The sequence below is a fragment of the Verrucomicrobiia bacterium genome (genome assembly GCA_035765895.1).
GTDB lineage: Bacteria > Verrucomicrobiota > Verrucomicrobiia > Limisphaerales > DSYF01 > DSYF01.
This window is the reverse complement of sequence record DASTWL010000062.1, coordinates 1-23,732: the sequence shown is the minus strand read 5'-3', so window position 1 is coordinate 23,732 and position 23,732 is coordinate 1. Positions and strand designations below refer to the sequence as shown.

The 23,732-nt window shown below is 61.9% G+C and carries 15 protein-coding genes; 12 read left to right on the top strand and 3 right to left on the bottom strand.

From position 1 onward, the window contains the following. Positions 1 to 157: 157 nt before the first annotated feature. The 3 genes from VFV96_12535 to VFV96_12525 form a co-directional block, all read right to left on the bottom strand. Complete coding sequence (locus VFV96_12535) at positions 158 to 934, bottom strand: hypothetical protein (GenBank protein HEU5071225.1); 777 nt, start codon at positions 932 to 934, stop codon at positions 158 to 160. Positions 935 to 1,055: 121 nt separating this feature from the next. Further along, positions 1,056 to 4,448: an autotransporter-associated beta strand repeat-containing protein gene (locus tag VFV96_12530; protein ID HEU5071224.1), complete on the bottom strand. Its 3,393-nt coding sequence runs from the start codon at positions 4,446 to 4,448 to the stop codon at positions 1,056 to 1,058. Between the two features lie 58 nt (positions 4,449 to 4,506). After that, on the bottom strand, positions 4,507 to 5,292 hold the full coding sequence (locus VFV96_12525; protein HEU5071223.1) for a prepilin-type N-terminal cleavage/methylation domain-containing protein: 786 nt from the start codon (positions 5,290 to 5,292) through the stop codon (positions 4,507 to 4,509). 156 nt (positions 5,293 to 5,448) lie between these two features. Here VFV96_12525 and VFV96_12520 point away from each other — a divergent pair, with 156 nt between their 5' ends. The 12 genes from VFV96_12520 to VFV96_12465 form a co-directional block, all read left to right on the top strand. Further along, positions 5,449 to 6,468, top strand: a complete 1,020-nt coding sequence (locus VFV96_12520) for a substrate-binding domain-containing protein (GenBank protein ID HEU5071222.1) — start codon at positions 5,449 to 5,451, stop codon at positions 6,466 to 6,468. Between the two features lie 147 nt (positions 6,469 to 6,615). After that, positions 6,616 to 9,678: a two-component regulator propeller domain-containing protein gene (locus VFV96_12515; protein ID HEU5071221.1), complete on the top strand. Its 3,063-nt coding sequence runs from the start codon at positions 6,616 to 6,618 to the stop codon at positions 9,676 to 9,678. A gap of 8 nt (positions 9,679 to 9,686) precedes the next feature. Beyond that, positions 9,687 to 10,346, top strand: a complete 660-nt coding sequence (locus VFV96_12510) for a response regulator transcription factor (protein ID HEU5071220.1) — start codon at positions 9,687 to 9,689, stop codon at positions 10,344 to 10,346. A gap of 277 nt (positions 10,347 to 10,623) precedes the next feature. After that, a complete protein-coding gene (locus VFV96_12505) occupies positions 10,624 to 12,288 on the top strand; it encodes a hypothetical protein (GenBank protein HEU5071219.1) in 1,665 nt (554 codons plus the stop codon). Positions 12,289 to 12,402: 114 nt separating this feature from the next. Further along, positions 12,403 to 12,780 carry a hypothetical protein gene (locus VFV96_12500; GenBank protein HEU5071218.1) on the top strand — a complete coding sequence of 126 codons (378 nt, stop codon included), beginning with the start codon at positions 12,403 to 12,405 and terminating at the stop codon, positions 12,778 to 12,780. Between the two features lie 21 nt (positions 12,781 to 12,801). Then, positions 12,802 to 13,692, top strand: a complete 891-nt coding sequence (locus VFV96_12495) for a hypothetical protein (protein HEU5071217.1) — start codon at positions 12,802 to 12,804, stop codon at positions 13,690 to 13,692. 67 nt (positions 13,693 to 13,759) lie between these two features. After that, entirely contained in the window at positions 13,760 to 14,854 is a 1,095-nt protein-coding gene (locus tag VFV96_12490; protein ID HEU5071216.1) for a LacI family DNA-binding transcriptional regulator, read from the top strand. Positions 14,855 to 15,012: 158 nt separating this feature from the next. Next, positions 15,013 to 16,179 (top strand): glycoside hydrolase family 88 protein, encoded by a 1,167-nt coding sequence (locus VFV96_12485; GenBank protein ID HEU5071215.1) that lies wholly within the window; start codon positions 15,013 to 15,015, stop codon positions 16,177 to 16,179. An 84-nt stretch (positions 16,180 to 16,263) separates the two neighbouring features. Then, positions 16,264 to 17,952 carry a glycoside hydrolase family 43 protein gene (locus VFV96_12480; GenBank protein HEU5071214.1) on the top strand — a complete coding sequence of 563 codons (1,689 nt, stop codon included), beginning with the start codon at positions 16,264 to 16,266 and terminating at the stop codon, positions 17,950 to 17,952. Further along, entirely contained in the window at positions 17,949 to 20,285 is a 2,337-nt protein-coding gene (locus VFV96_12475) for a heparinase II/III family protein (GenBank protein HEU5071213.1), read from the top strand. Before VFV96_12480 ends, VFV96_12475 begins: the two co-directional genes overlap by 4 nt. A gap of 101 nt (positions 20,286 to 20,386) precedes the next feature. Continuing rightward, a complete protein-coding gene (locus tag VFV96_12470) occupies positions 20,387 to 22,453 on the top strand; it encodes a hypothetical protein (protein ID HEU5071212.1) in 2,067 nt (688 codons plus the stop codon). A gap of 8 nt (positions 22,454 to 22,461) precedes the next feature. Beyond that, on the top strand, positions 22,462 to 23,732 hold a 1,271-nt coding region (locus VFV96_12465), incomplete at its 3' end, for an ABC transporter ATP-binding protein (GenBank protein ID HEU5071211.1).

The window sequence follows — 23,732 nt, the reverse complement described above, 5'->3', positions numbered from 1 at the left end:
CGGTTATTGGCGAATTGTTGCCAGTGGTCTTGTTCGCGTCCGGTCCGCATTTGTTCGTGCATCAATGGTTGTCCATCCCAAGCCAAGAACTCTCCCGCATTGTGCGGGAGAGTTTGTCCAAGCAACCGGCCCGCGGCCGCCCCTGATGGCCGGGAGTTTACTCCCGATTTCGTGACCGGTGTTGGGCCAGCAACAGCAAGCCCAAGCCTCCCATCAGGGCCAGCGAAAATGACGCCGGCTCGGGCACGGCCACGATCTGCAGCCCGCCGATGGCCGCGCCGCCACCGTAAAGCGTATTGAGTGTAAAGGTTATGCTGTCGGCGGTGAGCGGCGACTCGTAGCTGCCGAAGACCGCATACTGCGCCGTTGGATTGTTACCGTCGCCGAGATCCGTGGTCTGGAGGGTTTGAACGAAGTTCACCGGCGCCGAAGGCGAGGGCAGGGGACGGTAGAAATAAGTTGTGGTGCCATCGGTAATCGAGGCGCCCGTGTTGGCGTTGAAGCCGCCGACATAAACGATGGCAAAGTAGCCGGAGCTGAACGTGGCGTTGAGATCGCTGATGGTGATCGAGACCGGACTGGCTGTGGTGGTGTAATCGTCCAAGCCGGCGAACAGGGGCGTGTCGGAGTAGGCGGAGTTGAAAGTCGCCTGGCCATTCGGCTGGGTGAGGGAGACATCTAGACTGGTGGTGATTCCGGCGGCGTCGGTGAGATTGGAGGACGCGGCATTAATATTGTGCCAGCCGCCAACCACCGAGCCCAAGGTGGCAATGCCGAAGGTTTCGGTGGCATCGATTTGCTGGGCGTTGTTGCCGGGGTTTTGAATCAGGTTCACGCTCACAATCTGTGCGGACGCGGCCAGGCTGCTGAATAGCAAGCCCAGATGCAGGCAGGGAAGCAGGTGTTGGGAGGGGCGATGATGGGTGTGGTTCATGATTTTTCTGAAGGATGGGTTTTGCGCTGTTTGAAATGTGGCGGCGGGACGTCCGTCAGCTCCCCAGCAGGCGAGCGCCCACCGCCGCCAACCAACAAGGTCAAAGTCGTTTTTTTGTTGCTCACTGTGAACTCAGGCGGAAGAAGGTCGCCGGAATGGCCGGACTGTTGGTGACGTTCACCGGGTTGCTGGTATCCGGGTAATCCATCCAGTTCGTTCCCAGGCCGACGGCCGCGCTGTTTGTCTGGTATTGCAGCTTGAAGGCGCCGGTCCAGCTGAACTGGAGCACGCCGCCGCCGAGGTTGGCCGCATCCAACGTGGGTGACGTCACCGACGAAACGCTCGCCACTGTCAACACGCCGTCCGTGAAGTTGAAGGTCACGCCGGGGTCGCTAACGATGGATGCGAAATTGCCCGTGCCGCCGCTGGGGAAGATCCGGAATGTGTCGCCCACCGCGAGCGCGTTGGTGCCAAGGTTGTAAACCGTCAGGGTGCCGCCGTAGGACAACGCACCCGTGACGTTGATCACGTCGTTTGACGGCGACGCATCCTTGTTCAACGCGACGATGGTATTGCCGGCCAGGGTGAGGTCGTTGCTGATGGTCAACGAGCCCACCGCATTGGAAGCGTAGCCGGCGTAGAACGTGCCGCCGGGGTTGATGGTGACCGGACCGCCAATCGTGGTGATGCCCCGCATGGTGCCGCCGCTGTTCACGATGAAGCGGTTGGTCACCTGCGACAGGTCGCTGGCAAAGCCCAAGACGCCTCCGTTGACCGTCGTGGTGCCGCTGTAGGTGTGAACAATCCCGCCGCCGCCTCCGAATGACTGCAATCCCGTGCCGTCTTTCACCACGTTGACATTGCCGGAAATGACCGACAGCAGCTGCGGGGCGTTGGTTCCGGAGTAGTTGACGTCCAGCGTGACCGGCGAGGCGCTGCTGTTGGTGATGACGCCAAACTGGGGGCCGAAGCCGTTGCCCAGGCCGGCGAAGGTTTGGTCTTTGCCGTTCAGATCGAACAGGCCGCCGCCAATGTTCACCAGCGAGAACGGGAAGGCGTTTGCCACATCGAAGCGGATGCGACCCCGCCACGGGGTGTTTCCGTAGAGGGTCACCTGGCCCACGGTGTTGCTGGCGGTGTCAACGACCACGAGCGTGTTGGTCTGATCCGCATGCAGGAACAGCACGTAGTTGCTGCCGTTGTCGGTGATCGGCGAGGTGAGGATCAACTGGCCGAAGTCGGCCGGGCGGATGCGGGCGGTGCTGCCGAGCGTGATGGGGCAGGCGAGGGTGATCGGGTTGTTTGTGTCCACGGTGCGCAGCGCACCGTTGTTGCTGGCCGTGCCGTTGCCGTTCAGCGTGAGCGGTTCATCCGCCAGCGTGATCCCGTTGCTCAAGGCCAACGATGCCCCCGAAACCACCAGCGTGCCAGCCGCCGCCGAGCCCAGCGCGCCGGGACGGTTGATCTGCAGGGTGCCGTTGCTGACCGTGGTCAAGCCGGTGTAGGTGTTGGTCGTGTCGAGCACGAAGGTGGTGCCGCTGAAGCCTGCCCGGGTGATGCCGGTGGCGCCCGTGATGCGGCCACTTCCGGTCAACACGTAATTGCCCGCCACGGTCACGGCGAAGGGATGCACGTCGTGGGGCAGGGTGACCGTGCCAAAATTGCTGTTGTCAAAGTTGACCAGGTCCCCGAAGCCGCCGGGGTATTCCTTGTATTCGGCCGTGCCAAAGTTCCAGTTGAAGTAGCCGTTGGTGGACCATTCGCCGTCGCCCTGCGTCCAGAGCAGGCTTTGCACGGAAGGCGTGGTGACGACCAGGTTGATGGCGGAACCGGTGTCCTGGATCGTGGCCACCATGCCACTGGGCAGGAACGCCGGGGTGCTGCTGATGGAGCCAGTGCCGGTTTTGGCGCCGTAACTGACGATGGTGAACGTGCCGACGCCGAAGTTCACCCCGCGAATGCCGATCTGGGTGACGCCATTCAGGTTCAACGCGCCGGCGGTGGTGATGGGCACGCCGTAAGCCGTCGCGCTGGCATCGCCGTAATCCACCGTGAGGCCTGCGCCACCGTTGAAGCTGATGGTGGAGGAGGCGTAAAGGCCGACGCCGTTGGTGAAGCTCAGAGTCAGATTCGCGCCGTTGCTCACCACGAGGTCGCCGGAGGCGGAGAAGGTTGATGGATTCAGCACCAGGCCGCCTTCGCCCACGGTGGTGGCGCCCGTGTGATAGGCGGTGCCAGTCAAGGTCAGGCTGTTGGTTCCCAATTTCGTCAAGCCCAGCGCACCTTGCAGGGTGCCCGGGAAGGTGATTGTGTCGTTGTCCAGTCCCACGGTCAGGGTCGCCGCCGCGCCCGTGTCGTCCACCGTGCCGGACCCGCTCAGACCGTTGATGCCTTCGTTGTTGCCGTTCAAGTCGAAGGTCGCGCCCGCGGCGACGGACACATCGCCCGCGCCCGCTCCATCCGGGATGACGTTGCTGGCCCCGAGCTTGAGGTTGCCGCCGCTGATGGTGGTGTTGCCCTGGTAGGTATTGGGATTGCCAAGGGTGAGCGTGCCAGTGTCCTGCTTGGTCAATCCCGTGGCCCCCGCAATGCCGCTGCCGGTGAAGGTGTAGTTCTTGGTGGAACTGACGATGACCCGCCCCGGCTGCCAGGCCGACGCAAGATTCACCGTGGGATTTGCGGCCACCGCCGCGTCGGTGAAGTAAACATAGGTGCCATCCGCGTAATTGGTGGTGCCAAAAGTGTCATTGGCCCAGTTGAGGCTGGAGTCGTCCCAGTTGTTGTTCAAATTGCCCACCCACTTCCGTTGCAAAACGTCATTGGCGGAGACACCCGCAATTTGAATGCCGCAAATGCCCACGCCGCCACCGGTAAGAGCCTGCACCGTGAGCGTCAATGTGTCTGCCGTCAACAAGGCTGGATCGCCATACACCACATACTGGCCGAGCTGGTAACTGCCCGGGGTGGTGTTGGTGATTTGCGTGGGTGTCACCGGTGCCGTGGGTGCGGTGGTGTAGGGATGCCAGTAATTGGTGGTCGTGCCATCCGTAATGAGGTCCGCCGTGGCGCTCAGGTAACCACACACATAAACAATCACCTTGTAACCGTTGGGAAAATTGGCCGCCAGATTGGTCAAGGTGATGGCGTTATAATTGGCTCCCCCAGCATAGGCGGTGTAGCCCGCATAAAGCGGCGTATATGCGTAGGCCCCATTGTAAGAATTGAAATTGCCGCCGACCGTGACGCCAAACATGCCGATGGAACTGGCCGTGCCGTCGGAGAAGGGCAGGTTCTGGGCGTTGGCCGTGTTGTTCAGGTTCAGCCAGCCGCTGACGTAGGTTCCCTGGCTGGCGATGCCATAGTTCGTGCCGGTGCCAACGATATACGCCGGGCCGCCCTGATTGGCGAGGTTGACGCTGATGACGCCGGCGGGCGCGGACGTGCCGGAGATGAGGCACACAATCGCGGCCAGGGCGCCGGCGAATGTGCTGAATGGTTTGATGGTGTGTTTCATGGTGTGGGGGGGGTGGGTCTGGGGATAAAAACTTGCAGGTGACGACGTGTGAAGCGTTTCAGCGGGTGGTGGTGAACCAGCCGTAAGGTTGTTTGCCGGTGGTCATCGTCTCCGCGTGACGGTTGGTCGTGGCCGAGTAGGTTGCCACGTGGTTGTCAAAGAAGGCGTAATTGCGGGTCTTGCCGTGAGCCGGATCGTCCGGCAACTGGTCCCACGCGTCGCCCATGGTGGCGGGAGCACCGCCCGGCAACTCCCGGTCGGAGTCCACGATGGCCCCATTGCTGGAGGGCTGGGCAATGTTGCCAATTTTGGGCGACGAGTAAGCCCAGAGCGTGGCGCCCTCCACGTAAGCTCGCTGCCGATACATGCGGCGCATCTGATTGATGTCCCCCGCCTGCGGCGCCCGCGCGGCATACTGCGGGTTGCGGACAAACGCCGGACAAACCAGCACCTTGCTTTCGGACGTGCCCGCGCTGGCCAGCGTCTTGGCGTTGGCCAGATAGGGCGCGATGTGGAAGCCCAGCTCCGGCCGGGTCGGATAGACGTCGGCCCACGAGCTCCGCGTGTTGAGGCCCAAGGGCAGGCCGTTGGGGTTGCCGTTTTGATCGGTGTTGAACGGCAGCCGGTCATCATTGTCCGCGGCAAACAGCGTGATGCCCAGCATGACCTGCTTCAGGTTGGAGACGCATTGGATATTATACGCCTTGGCTTTGGCCTTGGACAAGGCCGGCAACAGCATGGCCGCCAGGATGGCGATGATGGCGATGACCACCAGCAACTCAATTAACGTGAAGGCCGCGCGCGCGGGCATGGCGTTTTGGGGCGATGGGATGGAGGGTTTCACGATGACAATCTATCGCCCGTCCGCGCCCGCTCGCTATCACATCATGATGTGATTTTTTGATGCGACAATGCAGCCTACCTTGTGAACGATGAATCCCACCACGGTCCGCGGACTTGAACCGTATTTCCAGTTCGCGGGCCGCAACCTTGATCAGCCATGAATACGCTCCACTCGCGCAACATCACAAAACAACTGTTTCAACTCATGCCGGCCCTGTGCCTCGCGGCAGTGCTCGCCGGCTGCAGCGGGAAAGACGGTCCGTCGGCGGAAGGCGCGGCGCCGAAGCGATGGCACCTGGCCTTCGTGGCGAACTCTCCCGGCGAATACTGGGCCGTGGTGAACCTCGGTTGCGACATCGCCGCCCAACAGCTCGGCGACGTGGACGTGGACTTCCGCTATCCGTCCGAAACAACGGTCGAGGCGCAGCAGCAAATTGTGTCCAATCTCCTTGCCGCCGGCGTGGACGGAATCGCGATCAGCCCGATTGACGCGGACAAGCAGCTGGATTTTCTCAACCGCGTGGCCGGCCGGACCCTGCTGGTCTGCGCGGACAGCGACGCCGCGCAAAGCAAACGCCTCGGTTACATTGGCACCGACAACGTGGCGGCGGGCGCCCAGGCCGCCGAATTGATCAAGGAAGCGCTGCCCGCCGGCGGCAAAGTTGTCCTGTTCGTCGGCTACGCCAATGCGCAAAACACCCGGGACCGTCTGCAAGGCATCAAGGCCGGTCTCGCCGGCTCCAAGGTTGAAATTGTGGAAACGCTGGAAGACGGCCAGAAAGGTTCCGTGACCGGCAACAACGTGCGCACGGCACTGGCGAAACATCCGGACTTGGCAGGCGTGGTCGGCATCTCGGGCTATCACGGGCCCGCCCTGCGCACGGCGCTGCATGATGCGGGTAAGACCGGCCAGGTGAAGATTGTCTGCTTTGACGACAACACGGACACCCTGGCGGGCATCGTGGCGGGCGACATTTACGGCACCATCACGCAAAAGCCCTTCCAGATTGGCAAGCAAACCATCACCCACATGGAAAAGTATCTGCGGGGCGACCATGCGCAATTGTCCGGGAAGAAGATCTTCACTGACTCCCGCGCCCTCACCAAAACAAATGTGGAGCATTACATTGCCGAGCAGAAAAACATCGCCTTCTATCTCAAGGACAAAAGCCAGTGACTGCGGCGCGCCGGCTGGACGAAGGCGGTGCGCGCCGGGTTCGCCCCATGATTTTGTCGCGTCCGCCAAACTGAACAGGCAATCCGCAGGCACGTCGGGTGGCTTCATGGATTGACGGCTGTGCGCGCTTCATCGAATCTTGTTCCGTTGCCTCACCCCGCTTTCAACCGCACGCGTTGCTGGGCGGCCATTCTTGCGTTCGGATGGCTGCTGGGGCCGGGCGCGTTCAGCAGTCCGGGCAGCGACGGCGTGCTGGACGACGCCGGATATTGGGCCCGGACGTGGCAGACTGATGATGGCCTCCCGCGCAACACGGTCATCTCCATCAACCAGACGCCGGATGGTTATTTGTGGCTCGGAACGCCCTTTGGGGTGGTTCGCTTCGACGGCGTCACGTTCACGCGCATGGAGGGCGACTTTTATGCCGGTTTCACCCGGGCGCGGAGCCGCGTGCTTTACACTGATCTGCACGGGCGCTTGTGGATTGGCACCGGCACGGCCGGGATCATCCGGTATGATGGCAACGGCTTCACGGTCATCGACAGTCGCAACGGCCTGCCGCATCCGACGGTCAGCACCCTCTGCGAGGACCTGCGCGGAACGGTCTGGGTGGGTTGCCAGGATGGCAGTCTTTCGTGGGTGGATGCGGAGGACCGGGTGCATCCCGTCGCGCTGTTTCGGGGCGAGCGAATCTCCGGCGCCATTCAACTGGTGCGGGACGTCCAGGGAACGCTCTGGTTCGCGCAGGGCAATGCGTATGGCCAGTTGGCGGAAGGCGCGGCCACCAACGTTGCGGTAATCCCTGGTGCCGCCGTGGTCCTGTGCCCGGGCCGTCGCGGTGGCCTGTGGGTGAGCGCCGGCTCTGCGTTGGAAAAGCTGCCTTCCCCGGAATCCAATCAGCCCGTTGAAACCTTCCGCTCACCCGTCAAGCCGAACGACCAGCCGACGCTGTTCGAGGACCACGCGGGCACCCTCTGGATCGGCACGCCGCACGGTGACCTGTTTCGCCGGTCGGGTCAGCAGTTCATCCTGGAGTTCAGTTCGTCGCACCGGATCCAGTCGATTTTCGAGGATGCCGAGCTCAACCTTTGGGTGGGGACGGAGGGGGGTGGGGTGAGTCGTTTGCAGCCGAGAATATTTCACACGTTGACGGTGCGGGAGGGGCTGCCCCAATCCGTTTTGCGCTCCGTGTGCGAGGCCGCGAACGGAGACATCTGGTTGTCTGGCCAGGGACCCGCGTTGCTGAAATGGACGGCGGCCGGTGGCTTGGAGAGCGTGGCCGGCTTTACGAACATTGGCACGACCTGCGTGCTGCCCAAGCCGGGCGGCGGGGTCTGGGTTGGCACCGTCGGCTGGGGACTCTATTCCGTTGAGGCGGGCATGCCCGTGCGGGTGGGCAATTCGCGGGAATTTCGGAACCGGCAGATCCGAACCCTGCATCAGGATGCGCAGGGTCGCCTGTGGGTGGGCTGTCTGCCCGACGGCCTGGCCCGGCTGTCCGAAGGGGCGTTCACGCCCCCGCAACAGTTTGCTGATCAGGGCCTGCCCCATGATGCCATCTGGTCCATGGCCGACGATGCGCGCGGCAACTTGTGGCTGGGAACCATCGGCGGTGAACTGTGGTGTTACGATGGCACACGCTTCACTCATTATGGGACGGCGGACGGTTTGCCGGGCGCTTCCATCGGAGCGCTGCATTTCACGCCCAATGGAGATTTGTGGATTGGCACATTGGGCGGCGGCCTGGGACGGTTGCGCCAGGGCCGGTTCGTCTTTGCCGACATGCGACACGGGCTGGCTGACGACGCCATTTCCAGCATCGTGGACGATGGCCTGGGGTTCTTCTGGTTAAGTTCGGACCGGGGAATTGTCCGCGTGAGCCAGCGCGATTTGGAGGAGTTTGCCGACGGCCGGCAGGCACGCTTCCGCGCCATCCGTTATGGCAAGGACGACGGCCTGGCGAACATGGAGTGCATCGGCGGCTACCAACCCTCGGTGTGGCAGACTCGTTCGGGCGCCATCTGGTTTGCCACCAGCAAGGGCGCCGTGGTTGTGAATCCCGCGGTCATTCCGACGAATACGCCTCCCCCGATGCCCGTGCTGGAAAAGATCCTGCTGGACGACCAGGCGGTGACGAATCGCTTCAACCTGAAATTTGCCTACGGCTACCGCAAACTGGATTTCAAATTCACCGCGCCCAGTTTCAACGCCCCGGAGCAGGTTCACTTCCGGCATCAACTCGTGGGGCTGGAGGCGGACTGGATTGAAGACGGCCCGGCGCGCAGCGCCTCCTATCCGCGGCTGGCCCCGGGAAAATATGTCTTCCGATTCACAGCCTGCAACCGGGAGGGGATCTGGAACGAGGGGCCCGTTTCCATTCCCTTCGAGGTCACGCCCGCCTGCTGGCAGACCGCGTGGTTCCGCGCCGCGGCTCTGCTGGTGTTCGGCGGCCTGGTGGCCAGCGGCGTCCGCTATCGTTACGTGCAGAAGATGCGCCGCAAACTAAGAACCCTGGAGCAGGCGCGCGCCGTGGAACAGGAACGGATGCGCATTGCCCGCGACATTCATGACGACCTTGGCGCCCGGCTGACCCAGATGGCCTTCCTCAGCGAAATGGTGGCCGACGAAGTTGGCGATGCGGCCAAATCGGGCAAGGCGGGCGAACGCCTGGTCCGGCTGGCCGACAGTTCGCGGGCGGCGATCCGTTCACTGGACGAAATCGTCTGGGCGGTGAACCCGCGCAAGGACTCGCTGCCCGATTTTGTTGATTACCTCAGCCACTACGCCAACGAATTTTTCCGCCCTTCGAGCACGCGCTGCCGGCAGAATCTGCCCCTGATGATTCCGGACCTTCCGCTGCCCACCCACTTTCGCCACCACCTTTTCCTCGCCTGCAAGGAAGCCCTGAACAATGTCTCCAAGCACGCCCAAGCCACCGAGGTCTGGCTGAAGCTCAACGTAACCGCTGGGGATCTCGAAATCATCATTGAGGACAACGGACGTGGCTTCGTGATCGAGACCACCTCGGCCAGCGGCAACGGGGTCGCGAACCTGAACGCCCGTCTCGCCGCCATCGGTGGTGGGTGTCGCGTGGAATCCCTGCCCGGTCACGGCACGAAGGTCTGCCTGCACGTCAAACTGCCGGTGGTTCCCAACCACGACCCGAAAACCCGCGGGCCGGCCATCGCGCCGTCCTCATCCTCCGCCTGACCTGAGCCATGCCAATCCGAGTAGCCATTGTCGAAGACGACGCCCCGGTGCGTGATGCGCTCGTGGAAATTCTGGAGAACGCCCCCGGCCTGCGCTGCGTGGCGCAGTTTGATTGTGCGGAGGCGGCCCTGAAGAACTTCCGGGGTGAGGCGGTCGATGTCGCCTTGGTGGACATCAATCTTCCCGGGCGCAGCGGCATCGAGCTGGTGGGCGAACTCAAGATCCGTCATCCGAAGCTGCATCTGGTCATGATGACGGTCTATGAGGACAGCGAGCAGATTTTCAACTCCCTCCAGGCGGGAGCGACGGGCTATCTGCTCAAGCGGGCACGGCCGTCGGAGATTGTCAGCGCGATTCATGACGTCTTCAAGGGCGGGTCGCCGATGTCGCCGGAGATTGCCCGCAAGGTGGTGCTGTTCTTTCACCAGCGCCATCTCGGTGCCGCGGAAGCATCCGCAGAAATGGAAGCGCTCACGAAACGCGAGACGGAGATTCTTTCCCAGCTTGCGAAGGGCAATCTTTACAAGGAGATCGCCGAACACATGGGCATCAGCCTCGACACCGTGCGCTCCCATTTGCAGCACATTTACAACAAGCTCCAGGTGCACTCGCGCCACGAGGCGGTCATGAAATTCCTCGGCCGGCAGGGTGCCCAGCCCAAAGAATAGAAGCCGGCCGGCCAGCGCCTGCATTCTCCCGCCCGCGTGCCTAAGCGGAACCATGCGGTCGGTCTGGGTGGGACGGTCGACCTGGCCGGTTCCGCCCCTGCATTCAACTGCATGATTCGGCCATGGTCGTCGATCTGCCGGCGGCCGGACGCCGAATCGCACTGCGAGTTTACAGGGAAAGTCCTTTCAGCGTTGCCGCGGCCGTCTGGTCAGCGTAGTTGATGCGCATGCTGCCCCTCACCGACAAGACGATCGCCGCGTTACGCGATCCGGCAAAATGAAGAAATTAACGCATCGGCTGGTGATTCTGTGGCTGGGCGCCGCAGCCGTGTTTTCGACGCTGGCCGCGGATTGGCAATGGTCGCAGGAAGTGACCGCCGTCACGTTGGGAAATGGCGCAGCCCATCCGCGGGCGTTTCTCTGGATCCCGCCGAACTGCCGGCGCGTGCGGGCGGTTGTGTTCGGTCAGAACAACATGATCGAGGAAGGGATTCTGGAGCACCCCACTTTCCGCAGCACGCTCACTGAGTTGGGGATGGCCGAACTTTACATCGCTCCGACGTTCGACACCTGGCAGAACGCGACCAACAACGCCGAAACCAACGTCAAGTTTGCCGCCTTGTTGCAGGCCTTGGCCGCCGAATCAGGCTATGGCGAACTGGCGGATGCACCCGTCGTTGTCGTTGGACATTCCGCCATGGCCAGTTTTCCCTGGAATTTTGCGGCGTGGAACCCGGAGCGCACGCTGGCCATTCTGTCGGTTCACGGCGACGCACCGCAAACCACGCTTGTTGGCAATGGACGACCGAACGTGGATTGGGGGAGCCGTCGTATTGATGGCATTCCAGGGCTGATGGTGATGGGGGAATACGAGTGGTGGGAAGACCGGCTGACCCCGGCCATGGCCTTTCGGGCGAAGCATCCGGACGCGCCGGTGGCGCTGTTGGGTGACGAGGGACATGGACATTTTGATTATTCCGGGCAACTGGTGCGCTTTCTCGCGATGTTCATTCGCAAGGCTGCTGAGCAGCGATTGCCAGGTGAGATGCCGCCGGCAGGGCTGGTCCCATTGAGGCCCGTCGATCCACAGCGTGGCTGGTTGGTGGACCGCTGGCGGCCACATGAAGCGCCACGCGCCCCCGCATCACCTTTTGCAGCGTATGACGGCGACCGCCAAGAGGCGTTCTGGTGCTTTGACCGCGAAATGGCGCGCGCAACGGAGCGCTTCAATCCCCAGCATGGCAAACGGCCTCAATTAGTCGGCTTTGTGCAGGCTGGCAGGGTGGTTCCCCAGACACCGAACACGCATGCGCAGGTTTTTCTCAAGCTACCGCCCTTGGGTGATGCACTCACTTTCCAACTACGGGGCGCTTTTCTCGAGGCGGTGCCGCCGGGCAATAATCCGGCCAAATGGACCGGTCTGACCAATGGAGCGCCGCTGGGGCACGCCACCAAGGGCGGCCCGGTTGTGCTCTCGCGGATTTCCGGACCGGTGCAGCAACTGACGCCCGATACGTTTGCCATTCGCTTCAACCACTCGAGCATGGCGGCGGACCGGCGGGCGGGCGACATCTGGCTGCTGGCCAGTCACCCCGGCGATGCGCATTACAAGAGCGCCGTGCAGCAAGGGTTGTTGACCATCCCCCTGCGACTCACGGAAGGGGCGGAACAACATCTCAACTTCCCGCCGGTTCCGGACCAGCCGGCGGGGACGAAGCAACTCAAACTCAACGCCACTTCGGATGCGGGTGTGCCGGTCTATTATTATGTCCGCGAAGGGCCCGCAGAGGTGGACGGAAACACCCTGCGGTTCATTGCGCTGCCACCCCGCACGCGGTGGCCGGTTCAGGTTGCCGTCGTGGCGTGGCAATATGGACGGACAATTCCACCGCGTTTGCAGTCAGCGGTTCCTGTGGTCCAAACCTTTCGATTGACGAAATGAGCTGAAACGGATGGAGCAAGGCGCGGAAACGCCGCGCCCCGCTGAACATTTGAAACCCAAGCTGCCGACACAATGAAACTCTTGCACCTGTTGGCTCTCGCAACTTTGGCTGCGATGATTGTCACGCCAGTGGACGCTGCCGAATGGCAACGGTCTGTGGCGGAGCGCGGCGGAAAGAAGAACGATTCCACCCGTGTCTGGCTGTGGATTCTACTTTCGTGTGCGCGCATGCGGGGCGTGGTGGTCGCCCCGCACAACGTGGAGGATATTTTCATCGTGGAACATTCCCGGTTCCGGGCGGCGCTGGCGGATTTGAACTTAGCTGAAGTCTGGAGGGCGCTGCCGGTTGATCATTGGTTCCGTTCGCACATTGTCGCCGACGATGGCGTCATCCAAACGTGCACCCATGTGAGCGCGACAGCTCGCACGGTGACCGTTTGTGACATGCTGCTGTCATCGCTCGATGGCGATGGCGAAGCCATCGGGCTGTAACCGGAATAGATGCAACTCCTCATGAACGAAGCGAACGCGGCATGCATTCAGCACGAATTCCTCGCCATCGACGAAGGCCACGCGTCCCTGTTGCACATAAACGAACGCGATGCGTCAAAGAATTGGCTCGTGCCTATCGGGCATCCCCAGGCGCGCGACATGCAGCTGACTGGTGATGGCCGGGTTTTGATCGGGCATTACCACGGCTACACAGAATTTGACATCGCGCGGGCGCGGGTGGTGAAAGAGTTTGCGGACCTCGCCGGTGTGACGGCGGTGCGACGCCAGCCCAACGGGCATACGCTAATGGCTGGTTTGGACATGGCCGGGACCAAAGGCGTCGTGGTGTTGGAACTCGATGCCAGCGACCGCGAGGTGCGGCGTGCGGTTTTCCCCGGCGACTATGTGCGCCTCATACGGCAGACAGGGCAGGGGACGTATCTGATGTCCTGCAACGACCGGATCCGGGAGGGGACGCCCGACGGCAAATATCTGCGGGAATTTCCAGTTGAGGGCTTTTACCACGCGTGGAAGGCGCTGCGAGTCCCGAACGGGAACCTGCTCGTGACGGCGGGTTACGGCGCGTTTGTGGTGGAACTGGACACGAACGGGAAAATCCTCCGCCAGTTCGGCGGCAAGGATCAGGTCCCGGATCAAGTGCGTCCATTCTTCTACGCCATGTTTCAACTGCTGCCCAATGGCGATGTGGTGCTTGCGAACTGGCAGGGCCACGGTCCCGGCTACGGCCATTCGGGTGTGCAGTTGCTCGAGTTCAATCCTGCGGGGGACATTGTTTGGTCGTGGAGCAAACCTGATTTGATCTCCTCGTTGCAGGGGGTGCTGGTGCTGGATGGATTGGATCTAAGACTGTTGCATGATGAGCGGTCTGGGGTGATGCAGCCCATTGGTTGAGTGCCGTCGAGCGCGTTTGCCCTTGAAGCGGTGGGCCGCTTCGCGCCAAGCTCCGGCCGCATCACCCATGGAACGGGATTCAAACAAATCCGGTGCCGCCGTCCGACAGCCTGGGCGGGTCACGTTGCGCGACGTGGCGGCCCGGGTCGGTGTGTCCCATGTCACAATTTCACTCGCACTCCGGAATCATCCGTCCATTCCGGCGCCGCGCCGCGAGCAAATCAAAAAGGTGGCCGATCAGATGGGCTACCGGCCGGACCCCCTGTTGTCGTCGTTGGTGGTGTATCGCCACAGCAAGCGGCCAGTGCGGGTGCAGAGTTCACTGGTCTGGTTGAATCACTGGGACCAGCCGGATCGGCTCCGGGCCGAGCATCGCGAGTTTGATGCCTACTGGCGGGGCGCTTCGGCGGCGGCGGAACGATTTGGCTATCGGCTGGAGGAAATCCGCTGGACGGCGGACATCACGGCCGAGCGCTTCGAGCGCATCCTGCTCACCCGCGGCGTGCGCGGCGTCCTGATTCCACCGCATCCTTCCGTGCCCGATTGGGGCGGCTTCGACTGGAGCAAGTTTTCCATCATTCGCTTCGGCCTGTCGGTGCCGAGCCCCGATTCGCATTTGGTGACATCCGACCAGCAGCGCGCCACGGTGATGGCGTTGAAGAAAATCAGCAGCTATGGCTATCAACGCATCGGCATGGTGGTGGGCGACCATCTTGACCGGAACATTGGCGGCAATTACACGGGCGGCTTTTACGCGGCCCAGCAGTTGTTGAAATTGCGCAGTGTAAAGTCGCTGCTCATCACGGAGGAGGAGGCGTATCACCGGCAGCCGGGGAAAGTGAAGGATGCGCTGCGACGTTGGCTGGTGAAGGCGAAGCCGGATGCCGTGCTGACGACGGACATTCTGATTCCTGCGTTCATCCGTGAACTGGGCTACCGGATTCCCGAGGACATTGCCGTGGCCGGCACTTCCATCAGCGACATTCCGGTGGACGCCGGCATCAACCAAAATGGCGAAGCCATTGGCCGCACCGCGGTGGAGATGCTGGTCGGCCTGGTCAACGTCAACGAGCGCGGTGAGCCGCCCGCGCCCTGCCGCATTCTGGTGGAAAGCCTCTGGCAGGACGGCAAATCTCTGCCCCGGAAAACGGCGCGCGGTTGAAGTTTGCTGCTTTCCTCGCCCGACGTGAGGCGTTGGCCGCCGATGGAAGTTCCGACTTAACGGTGTAAACACGGCGATGCTGTCGCAAGCGTGGCGAATTGTGTTTATTCGTTGTCGCAAATCAATCACCGCGAGGTTGGGAGATTTGCGCAAAGACCATGTGTGAAGGAACAATTACGGGCACGCCGGCGGTGCAGCCGCTGCCGTTGGCGCAGGAAACGTTGCGGCACGCTTTTGAGGTGTGTGTGCGCAAGACGCGCCGCAACATTGCGGATCTGGCGGATGCGCCGAAAACCTGGGCGTGGGCCGAGGACGGGCGTTACGAGACCTTCACCGAAGGTTTCTTTGATATCGGCAACTGGACGTCATCCTTCTTCACGGGCATGGCGTTGCTCGCCTGGCGGCAGACCAAGGACGAATACTTCCTGAACCATACCCTGCGTCTGGCGCCGCTGTATCGCGAGAAGGCGACGGAGCGCTTCCTCGACATGCATCACGATGCCGGATTCCTTTACACGCTCTATTCGGTGGCGCTCCACAAGTTGACCGGCGACCCGGCACATCGGGAAGTGGGTTTGGCCGCGGCTGAGGCGCTCTACCAGCGTTTCAACCAGACTGGCAATTTCATCCGCGCCTGGGGCCGCCTGGACACCGCCGAGCAGGACAACCTGGCCATCATCGACTGCATGATGAACCTGCCGTTGTTCTACTGGGCCGCGCGTGAATCCGGACGCTCCAAGTATTACGACGCCGCCGTGCGGCAGGCTGATACCACCTTGAAATGCTTCATTCGGCCTGATGGTTCGGTGTATCACGCCTTTCGCTTTGATTTGCAAACCGGCCGGCCAGTCGGGGGTGACAACTACTGCGGTCATTCCGTCGATTCCTTTTGGGCGCGCGGGGTGACGTGGGCCATTTATGGATTTGCGCTCAGTCATCGCCACACCGGCGATCCGAAGTATCTCGAGGCCGCGTTGCGGCTGGCGCGCAAATTCATTGCCCAGCTCGACGCTGAAGTGGTGCCGGTCTGGGACTTCCGGCTGCCGGCTGGCGCCGAACGGGTCCGGGACGCCTCGGCGGCCGCCGTGGCCGTCTGTGGCTTTCAGGAATTGCGGATACAAGGGGCAGCCGACGCGGCGATCCAGCAGGCCCTGCATGCCCTGTTAAACCGCATTTGTGGCCCGGACTACCTGAATGCCGACGAACGATGCCGCGGTGTGTTGCGGAGTGCCTACGGCAATCGGGTCGCCTACTCGAGCTGGGGCGACTATTTCCTCATGGAGGCGCTGTCCCGGGCTTTGTTCCAGTTCGAGGGATGGTGGTAAAGGGCTTTGCGGGTTTTTGCCGAAAGCGAAACCGCTTTGGCCCTCCTCCGGAGTCGGCTAGAATTTGGTCCACACGCGATAACGATGCCTGCGATTCGGAATCCCATTCTGCCGGGCTTTCATCCTGATCCAAGCCTCTGCCGGGTGGGTGAGGATTACTACATCGCCAACTCAACCTTCGAGTGGTTTCCGGGAGTGCCGATTCATCACTCGCGCGATCTCGCCAACTGGCAGCTCATCGGACATGCATTGACCCGGACGTCGCAGCTCGATTTGCGCGGCGTCGCGGATTCGGCGGGCGTTTGGGCGCCGTCGTTGAGCCATGCGGACGGGCAATTCTGGCTCGTTTACACAAACATCCGGCAGACCGGGATGGGCAGGCCATTCAAGGACATCGGGATTTTCCTCACGACGGCCCGAAATGTTTGTGGACCGTGGAGCGAGCCGGTGGAGCTGAACTCCATTGGCTTCGATCCGTCGCTGTTTCATGATGACGATGGCCGCAAGTGGCTCGTGAACATGGAATGGGATTTCCGCAAGGGCCGTCATCGCTTCGCGGGCATCGTGATTCAGGAATACGACGCCACCGCACGCAAGCTGGCCGGACCGCAGACCAAGATTCTGGAGAAACCAAACATCCTCACCGAGGGACCGAACCTTTATAAACACGACGGCTGGTATTATCTGATGCTCGCCGAGGGGGGCACCGGCTGGAATCACGGCATCTCGATGGCGCGCGCACGGGACCTTCTCGGGCCTTACGAACTGGATCCGCAGCCAAGCGTGCTGACATCGCGCGAGGACGCGATGCTCATGCTCCAAAAGGCCGGGCACGGGGAACTCGTTGAGACGCCCGCGGGTGAATGGTATCTCGCGCACCTGGCCAGCCGGCCCATCAGGACCAAGGCGGGCAAAAACCTCGCTTCGCCGGACAAAACGGCTTCGGCGGAGGCGCATGCGGGCCATCGCTGCATGCTGGGGCGCGAAACCTGCCTCCAGCGCGTGGAATGGCGCGATGGCTGGCTGCGTCTGGCGACGGGCGAGACAAGGCCGCAGGAAACATGGCCGGCGCCGAAGGTTGCTTTGGGAGTCTCGTCGGGAATTCCATCCGCCCGGAATGATTTGGCGGCCGGCTCGGACGACGGCGCCTCGTGGCATGATGACTTCAGCTCGGAGATGCTTGATCTGCGCTGGAGTTCGTTGCGGGTGCCGCCGGATGAATCGTGGCTTTCTCTCACCGAACGGCCCGGCTGGCTCCGGTTGCGCGGGCGTGATTCGATGCATTCGCTGTTCACGCAAAGTTTGATCGCGCGGCGCGTTCAACACTTTCAATTCACGGTCGAAACGTGTCTGGAGTTCGCTCCCACGCACTTCACGCAGATGGCGGGGCTGATCGGCTACTACGACACGCGGCAGCATTTTTATCTGCGCGTCACACATGATGAAAAACTCGGCAAAGTGCTCGGCATCGTGCTGACCGATGACGGCGTTTACGATGAACTGCTGGACAGTCAAGTTGCCATCAACGACTGGAAACAGGTCTTCCTGCGCGCCCGCTTCGACTGCGAACGGCTCCAGTTCAGTGCGTCGTCGGATGGCCGGTCGTGGTGCAACATCGGTCCGGTGCTCGATGCGTCCAAACTCTCAGACGACTACGGCGGCACGCTGCGTTTCACGGGTGCCATGATAGGCGTTTGCGCCCAGGATGTCGGCGGCACGCGTGCCGTGGCGGATTTTGACTATTTTTATTACCGGCCGGGCTCTGAGGCATGAATACGAAAGCAGTTTTTATTATTCTGACGGGCGTTGCCTTCCTGGCGGCGGGGCTTTCAGCAGCCGTTCAACCCCTGGTCGTGCGTGGCGAACATCCACGCTTGTTCTTCACGCCGGAGCAAATGACCCGGCTGAGGGAGCGAATTGCCAGCGAGCCATCGAGTGCCCGCGCGTGGTCGAATCTGCTGGTTCGCGCGACCAAAGATCTGGAGCGGGGGAACCCGGGACTGGATTCGCTGGAGGAACTTGGTCTTGCCTACCGCATGACGGGCGACAAGCGCTTTGCCCTGAAGGCGCGCGCTGTTTTGAGCCGCGAGTGCACCCAGCCCAATTGGGGCGATCCCGTGCTGCTTCGGCGTGATCCATCGTGGCACGCCGGTCTGGGCACGGCGCACAGTTGCTTTGAAACCGCTGTCGCCTTTGATGCGATTTATGACGCGCTTTCGCCGGACGAACGCAAGGCCATCGCCAAGGGCATCGTTGACCTTGGAGTGTTGCCCACATTGGATGACTGGATGCTGGGCGAAACCCGCATTCACGCGCTCGATTCGATGGGGCACAACTGGTGGAGCGCCTGTGTTTTTGATGCCGGCATTGCGGCACTGGCGGTCATGGACGAGGAGCCGCGGGCGCAGGACTGGCTGGCGCGCATCTCGGGCGGCTCGGTCGAGTGGTTCGATTTCGCGGGCAGCCGGCTTGACAACAAGCCGCGCACCTTTGACCCGCAGGGCGGCTTTTACGAGAGTGTGAACTACGCCTCCTTTGCGCTGTCGCAGTATCTGTTCTTCCGCCTGGCTTGGAATCATGCGCTCGCGGCGCCCGCGCCGCCGGAGATTCCGATGCTGGACCGGATTGGTGATTTCTTCATCAACACCTCGTATCCCGCCGACGACAAGGTGATGTCGCTGAACTTCGGGGACGGCAATCTATATGCCGATGGCAGCCGGCCCGTGGCGCTGCTCTGGGCGAATGGTTTTCACCAGCCACGCTTGCTATGGTATTTGAATCAGCTCCGCACCGCACAGTATCGCGAAGGGCTGGACCGCACGTCGCCCTTCGGCCTGGTGTATTTCCCCGGTGAGGCGGAAATGGCCACAAAGCCGGCCGCGCCCGGCCTGCCACCGTCGAACCTTTATGGCGACATGGGCTGGGCCACGCTGCGGTCCTCGTGGAACAAGAACGCCACGCTGCTGGCGGTGAAATCCGGCATGACTTGGAACCATTCCCATGCCGATGCGGGCTCATTCATCCTGTTTCACGATGGCGAAAATTTGCTGATTGATTCGGGGAATTGCAGCTACAGCCGCCCTGAATACGACGAATACTACCGCCAAAGCCGGGCCCACAACGTCGTGTTGTTCGACGGCATGGCGGAAAATCCGGAGGACACCTATTTCGGCTCGAAGTTCCCCGGCACCGTGTCGCACCTGATGGACGCAGGGGATTTGAAATATGTTCTGGCCGATGCCACCGGGCCGACATCCCATTTGTTCATCCGCAATTACCGTCATTTTCTCTGGCTGGGCGATGTGATTCTGATCATTGATGATTTAAAGACCTTCGAACCCGGAAAATTCGAGTGGCTGCTGCACGTGGATGGCGAGGCAAAGCGGGACGGACTGGATTTGACGGTCACGAAGCGGACGGCGCAGGTGCGGGTGCGCCCGCTGTTTCCGCGACCGTTTCCGAATGCCGGTCTGCCATCGGATTACCCCGAGGACATGCGGCTCGTCGAAAAGACCGGCCTCAAGGATCACGACCCCGATGCCAAAGTCACCTACTTTGCGTTCGCGCCGTCAGAGCAGACCCGCCGCACGAAATTCATCACCGCCATTCTGCTGGTGAATGCAACCAACCAGAACCACCTGCCGCAGTTGGAGCGGTTGACCGGGGAAAACTACATCGGCGTGCGGGTTCGACAGGCAGGCACCACAACCGACGTGTATCTGAACCTGCAGGCCGATGGCCGCATCATGCACCGCAACGCGAATCTCAAGGTCAACGGTTGGGAGACGGATGCCTGCCTCACCGCGCTGACGTTTGCCGGCGACAGTGACCAGGGTGATCCAGATGCGGTTTCACGCTGCTTTATCGCCCAGGGCAGTTACCTGCGGCGCGATGACAAGGTGGTGCTGGATTCGCTGTCGAAAGTCTTTCTCACGGCCGGAGACCGGCAGGGCACATTGAATGTCCTGCTGCAAGGCCAGCCAACCATGGATGTGCGGCTGCGCGCGGCGAGCCGGCCAGAACGGGTGATTGTCAACGGCGCCGCGTGCGAGGTGCCTTATGACGCCCGCCAGCAAGTGATCCGAATCACCCGGCCGCACGATTAGGTCGCGGCCGCGGAAACGCCAAACCACTCGAAACCAAAAGGACACAGTTTAACTGGGAAAGCGGTTTGTGCCTTGCGGTTGGCGGTATGCCCATTTACCGAATGCCTGTGAAGCTGATTCAGACCGTGCGAGCCCTGCTGCTTTTGGGCCTGGGAGTTGGGGCGTTGACCGGGTTCTCCGCCGTCGGCGCGGAAGTGGCCCCGGCGGTGGCGGGCGCTCCGGCCGCGGGGATGCGGGGTGGCATCTCTCCGTTTGACTACGTCATCATCGGTTTCTACCTCGTCTTCATGCTGGTCATTGGCGTCGTGTTCCGGCGCATGAGCAGGGACACGTCGGATTATTTCCGGGCCGGTGGTGCGATGCCCTGGTGGTTGACGGGTGCCTCAGCGTGGATTTTCAGTTTCAGCGCCTGGACGTTCACGGGCGCGGCCGGAAAGGTTTATGAAACGGGGCCGCTCGTGCTGTGTGTTTTTTACGCCACGATCCTGGGCCTGTTCGTCGCCATCACCGTGACGTGTGTGCGGTTCCGGCGCATGCGGGTGATCACGTGGATGGAAGGCGTGCGGTTGCGTTACGGGCCGTTCAACGAGCAGTTCTACACCTGGATCAAACTGCCGCTGTTGCTGTTGTTCGCTGGCGTCGGTTTGAATGCCATCGGCGTGTTCATGGCGTCCGTGTTTGAGGTGCAGCTGCATGAATTGTCCGGGTGGCTGGTGCAGCTGGCGGGCGCCTTGCCGCATTTTCTTGCCGTTCCACTGGCCGCGCTCGTTGGGCAGGAGATGAACCTGATCCTCATCGTGCTGGGCCTGGTCGTGACGCTGGTGGCGTTCGCGGGCGGTTCGTGGGCGGTGCTGGCGAGCGACTTCGTGCAGGCGTTCCTGATTGTGACGGTCACGCTTTGCACGGCAATCATGGTGCTGGTGCGGCCGGAGATTGGCGGGCTGAGCGGCCTGGTGGCCAGAGTGCCATCCGCGCATTTCCGCTGGACCGAACTGGCCCGGCCCGAACTGATCGTGATCTGGGTTGTGGCCACGATGTGGTTGAAATTTTCCGACGAAAACAACATGGAACGCGCGACGATGTATCTGATGACGCGCAGCGACCGCGACGCGCGGCGCATGGTGTTGATTCCATTGATTGGCACGCTGCTGGGGCCGCTCATCTGGTTCATTCCGTCGATGGCCGCCACCATCATGCATCCCAATCTCGCGGCAGACTTCCCGGCGCTCAAGCAGCCACACGAAGCGGCGTTTGTCGCGGTCTCCATGGATGTGATGCCCCAGGGGCTGCTCGGCCTGCTGCTGTCCGCGATGCTCGGCGCCACGGTGACCAGCATGGATGCCGGTCTGAACAAAAATGTCGGCATCGCCATCCGCAGTCTTTACAAGCCGATATTTCGTCCGAATGCCTCCGAAAAGCACCTCCTTGTGGCGGGCAAACTCTGCACACTGCTGTTTGGCGTCATCATCATCGTGCTGGCCCTGACCGTGAATCGCTTCCGCGAGACGAACCTGTTTGACTTTGTGAACCAGCTCGCGGCCAATTTGCTCATGCCGCTGGCCCTGCCGCTGATTTACGGGCTCTTTTGCAAACGCACTCCGGGTTGGTCGGCGTGGAGCACGGGGCTCGTCGCGGGACTGGTGTCGTATGCCTTCTCCTGGCTTTTAGACCCGAATAATCCTTCACATGACTTTCAGCACTTCGCATCGGCTGCATCTGTGCTCGGCGTGATGGATTCGCCTCGGATTGCCAATGCCTTGCAATGGCTGCGCGGACTCAATGGCGATGAGACCACCTACCTCAAGCTCGCTGTCACCACGCTCGGCGGCACAGTCATCATCGGCTCGGCGTGGTATTTCTTCACGAGCCTGTTCTACAAGTCCGCGCCGGTGCCGGAGCAGGAAAGGATTGAGCACTTCTTCACGAATCTGGCGACGCCGGTGGACAAGCACGGTGTTGAAGGCGTGCAGACGGCGATTTACAAACTGCTCGGCGCACTGTGCCTGGTGTATGGCGGCTTCATTCTGCTGCTCATGGCCATCCCGAACCCGTTCAGCGGCCGGCTCGCATTTCTTTTCTGTGGCGGGATGATGTTTGGCGTGGGGTGGCTGTTGTTTTCCCATGGCCGGCGAAAGGCCCGTCAGGCGGCCGCGGGCCGCACCTCTTGAATTCGCCCATGGAACCCGATCCGGTGGACATGCGGTTTGATGACCGGCGTCCGTGGTGGACGCTGTATCAGCTTTATCGCCCTGAGCGCCGCTGGATGTTGCTGGCGTTGGTTTCCTATGTGTTAAAGGCCAGCCCCGTTTGGATTCTGCCCGTCATTACGGCAAACATCATTGACCTCATCGCCCGGCAACGCGCCGGCGGACTGCGCTCGCTCTGGCTCAACGCCGCCGTCGGTGCGGTGGCGATTGCCCAGAACATTCCGAGTGCGGCCGCGTATGTCCATTGCCTGAGCCGGGGCATCCGCAACATGGAGGTCCGGTTGCGCTCGGCGCTGGTGCGGCGGTTGCAGATGCTTTCAATCAGTTACCACAGCCGGGCCAGCACCGGCGCTTTGCAGACGAAGGTCACACGCGACGTGGAGTCCGTTGAGATGTTGAGCCGCCAGATTGTGGACGTTGGCTTCTTTGCGGCGGTAACGATTCTGGTGGCGCTGGGCGTCACGGCGTGGCGCGTGCCGGCGTTTCTGCCGGTGTTCCTGTTCTTCGTGCCGCTGATCTGGCTTGTGCGCCATTGCCTGGCGGGGCGCCTGCAGCAGCACAACGAGAACCTGCGCCGGGAAATCGAGGGCATGAACTCGCTCGTGCTGGGGATGATCAGCATGATTCCCATCACCCGCGCCCACGCCGCGGAGGCAGAAGAGGTGGCGCGCCTGGAGAACCGGTTTGCCAGCGTCCGCAGCGCCGCCCGTGCGTTTGACTTTGTGGCGGGCACGTTCGGGGCCACCGGCTGGGCGGTTTTGATGCTGTTCAATCTCGCCGGCCTGAGCGCGGCGGCATTGCTGAGTTATCGCGGACTCCTGCCGCTGACGCCGGGCGACCTGGTTCTGCTGGCGGGATACTTCAACGCGATCATGGCGGCGGTCATGCAGTTGAATGCCATGCTGCCGCTCATCACGCGCGGCTTCGATGGACTGCGCAGCATTGGCGAAGTCCTCGCCTGTCCGGACATTGAAGAAAATCGCGGCAAACGATGCGTTCAACCGGTGCGGGGCGAGTTTGTCTTTGAAGCGGTCAGCTTCCGCTACGCGAGCGACGACGGCGATGCGCCGCCGGCATTGCAGCACCTCACGTTTCGGGTCGCCGCGGGTGAAACCATCGGCCTGATTGGTCCCAGCGGCTCCGGCAAGTCCACGCTGGCCGGCCTGATCACGGGATTTCACCGGCCGACGAGCGGGCGCATTTTGCTGGACGGCGTGGACATGAGCCTCATCGATCTGCG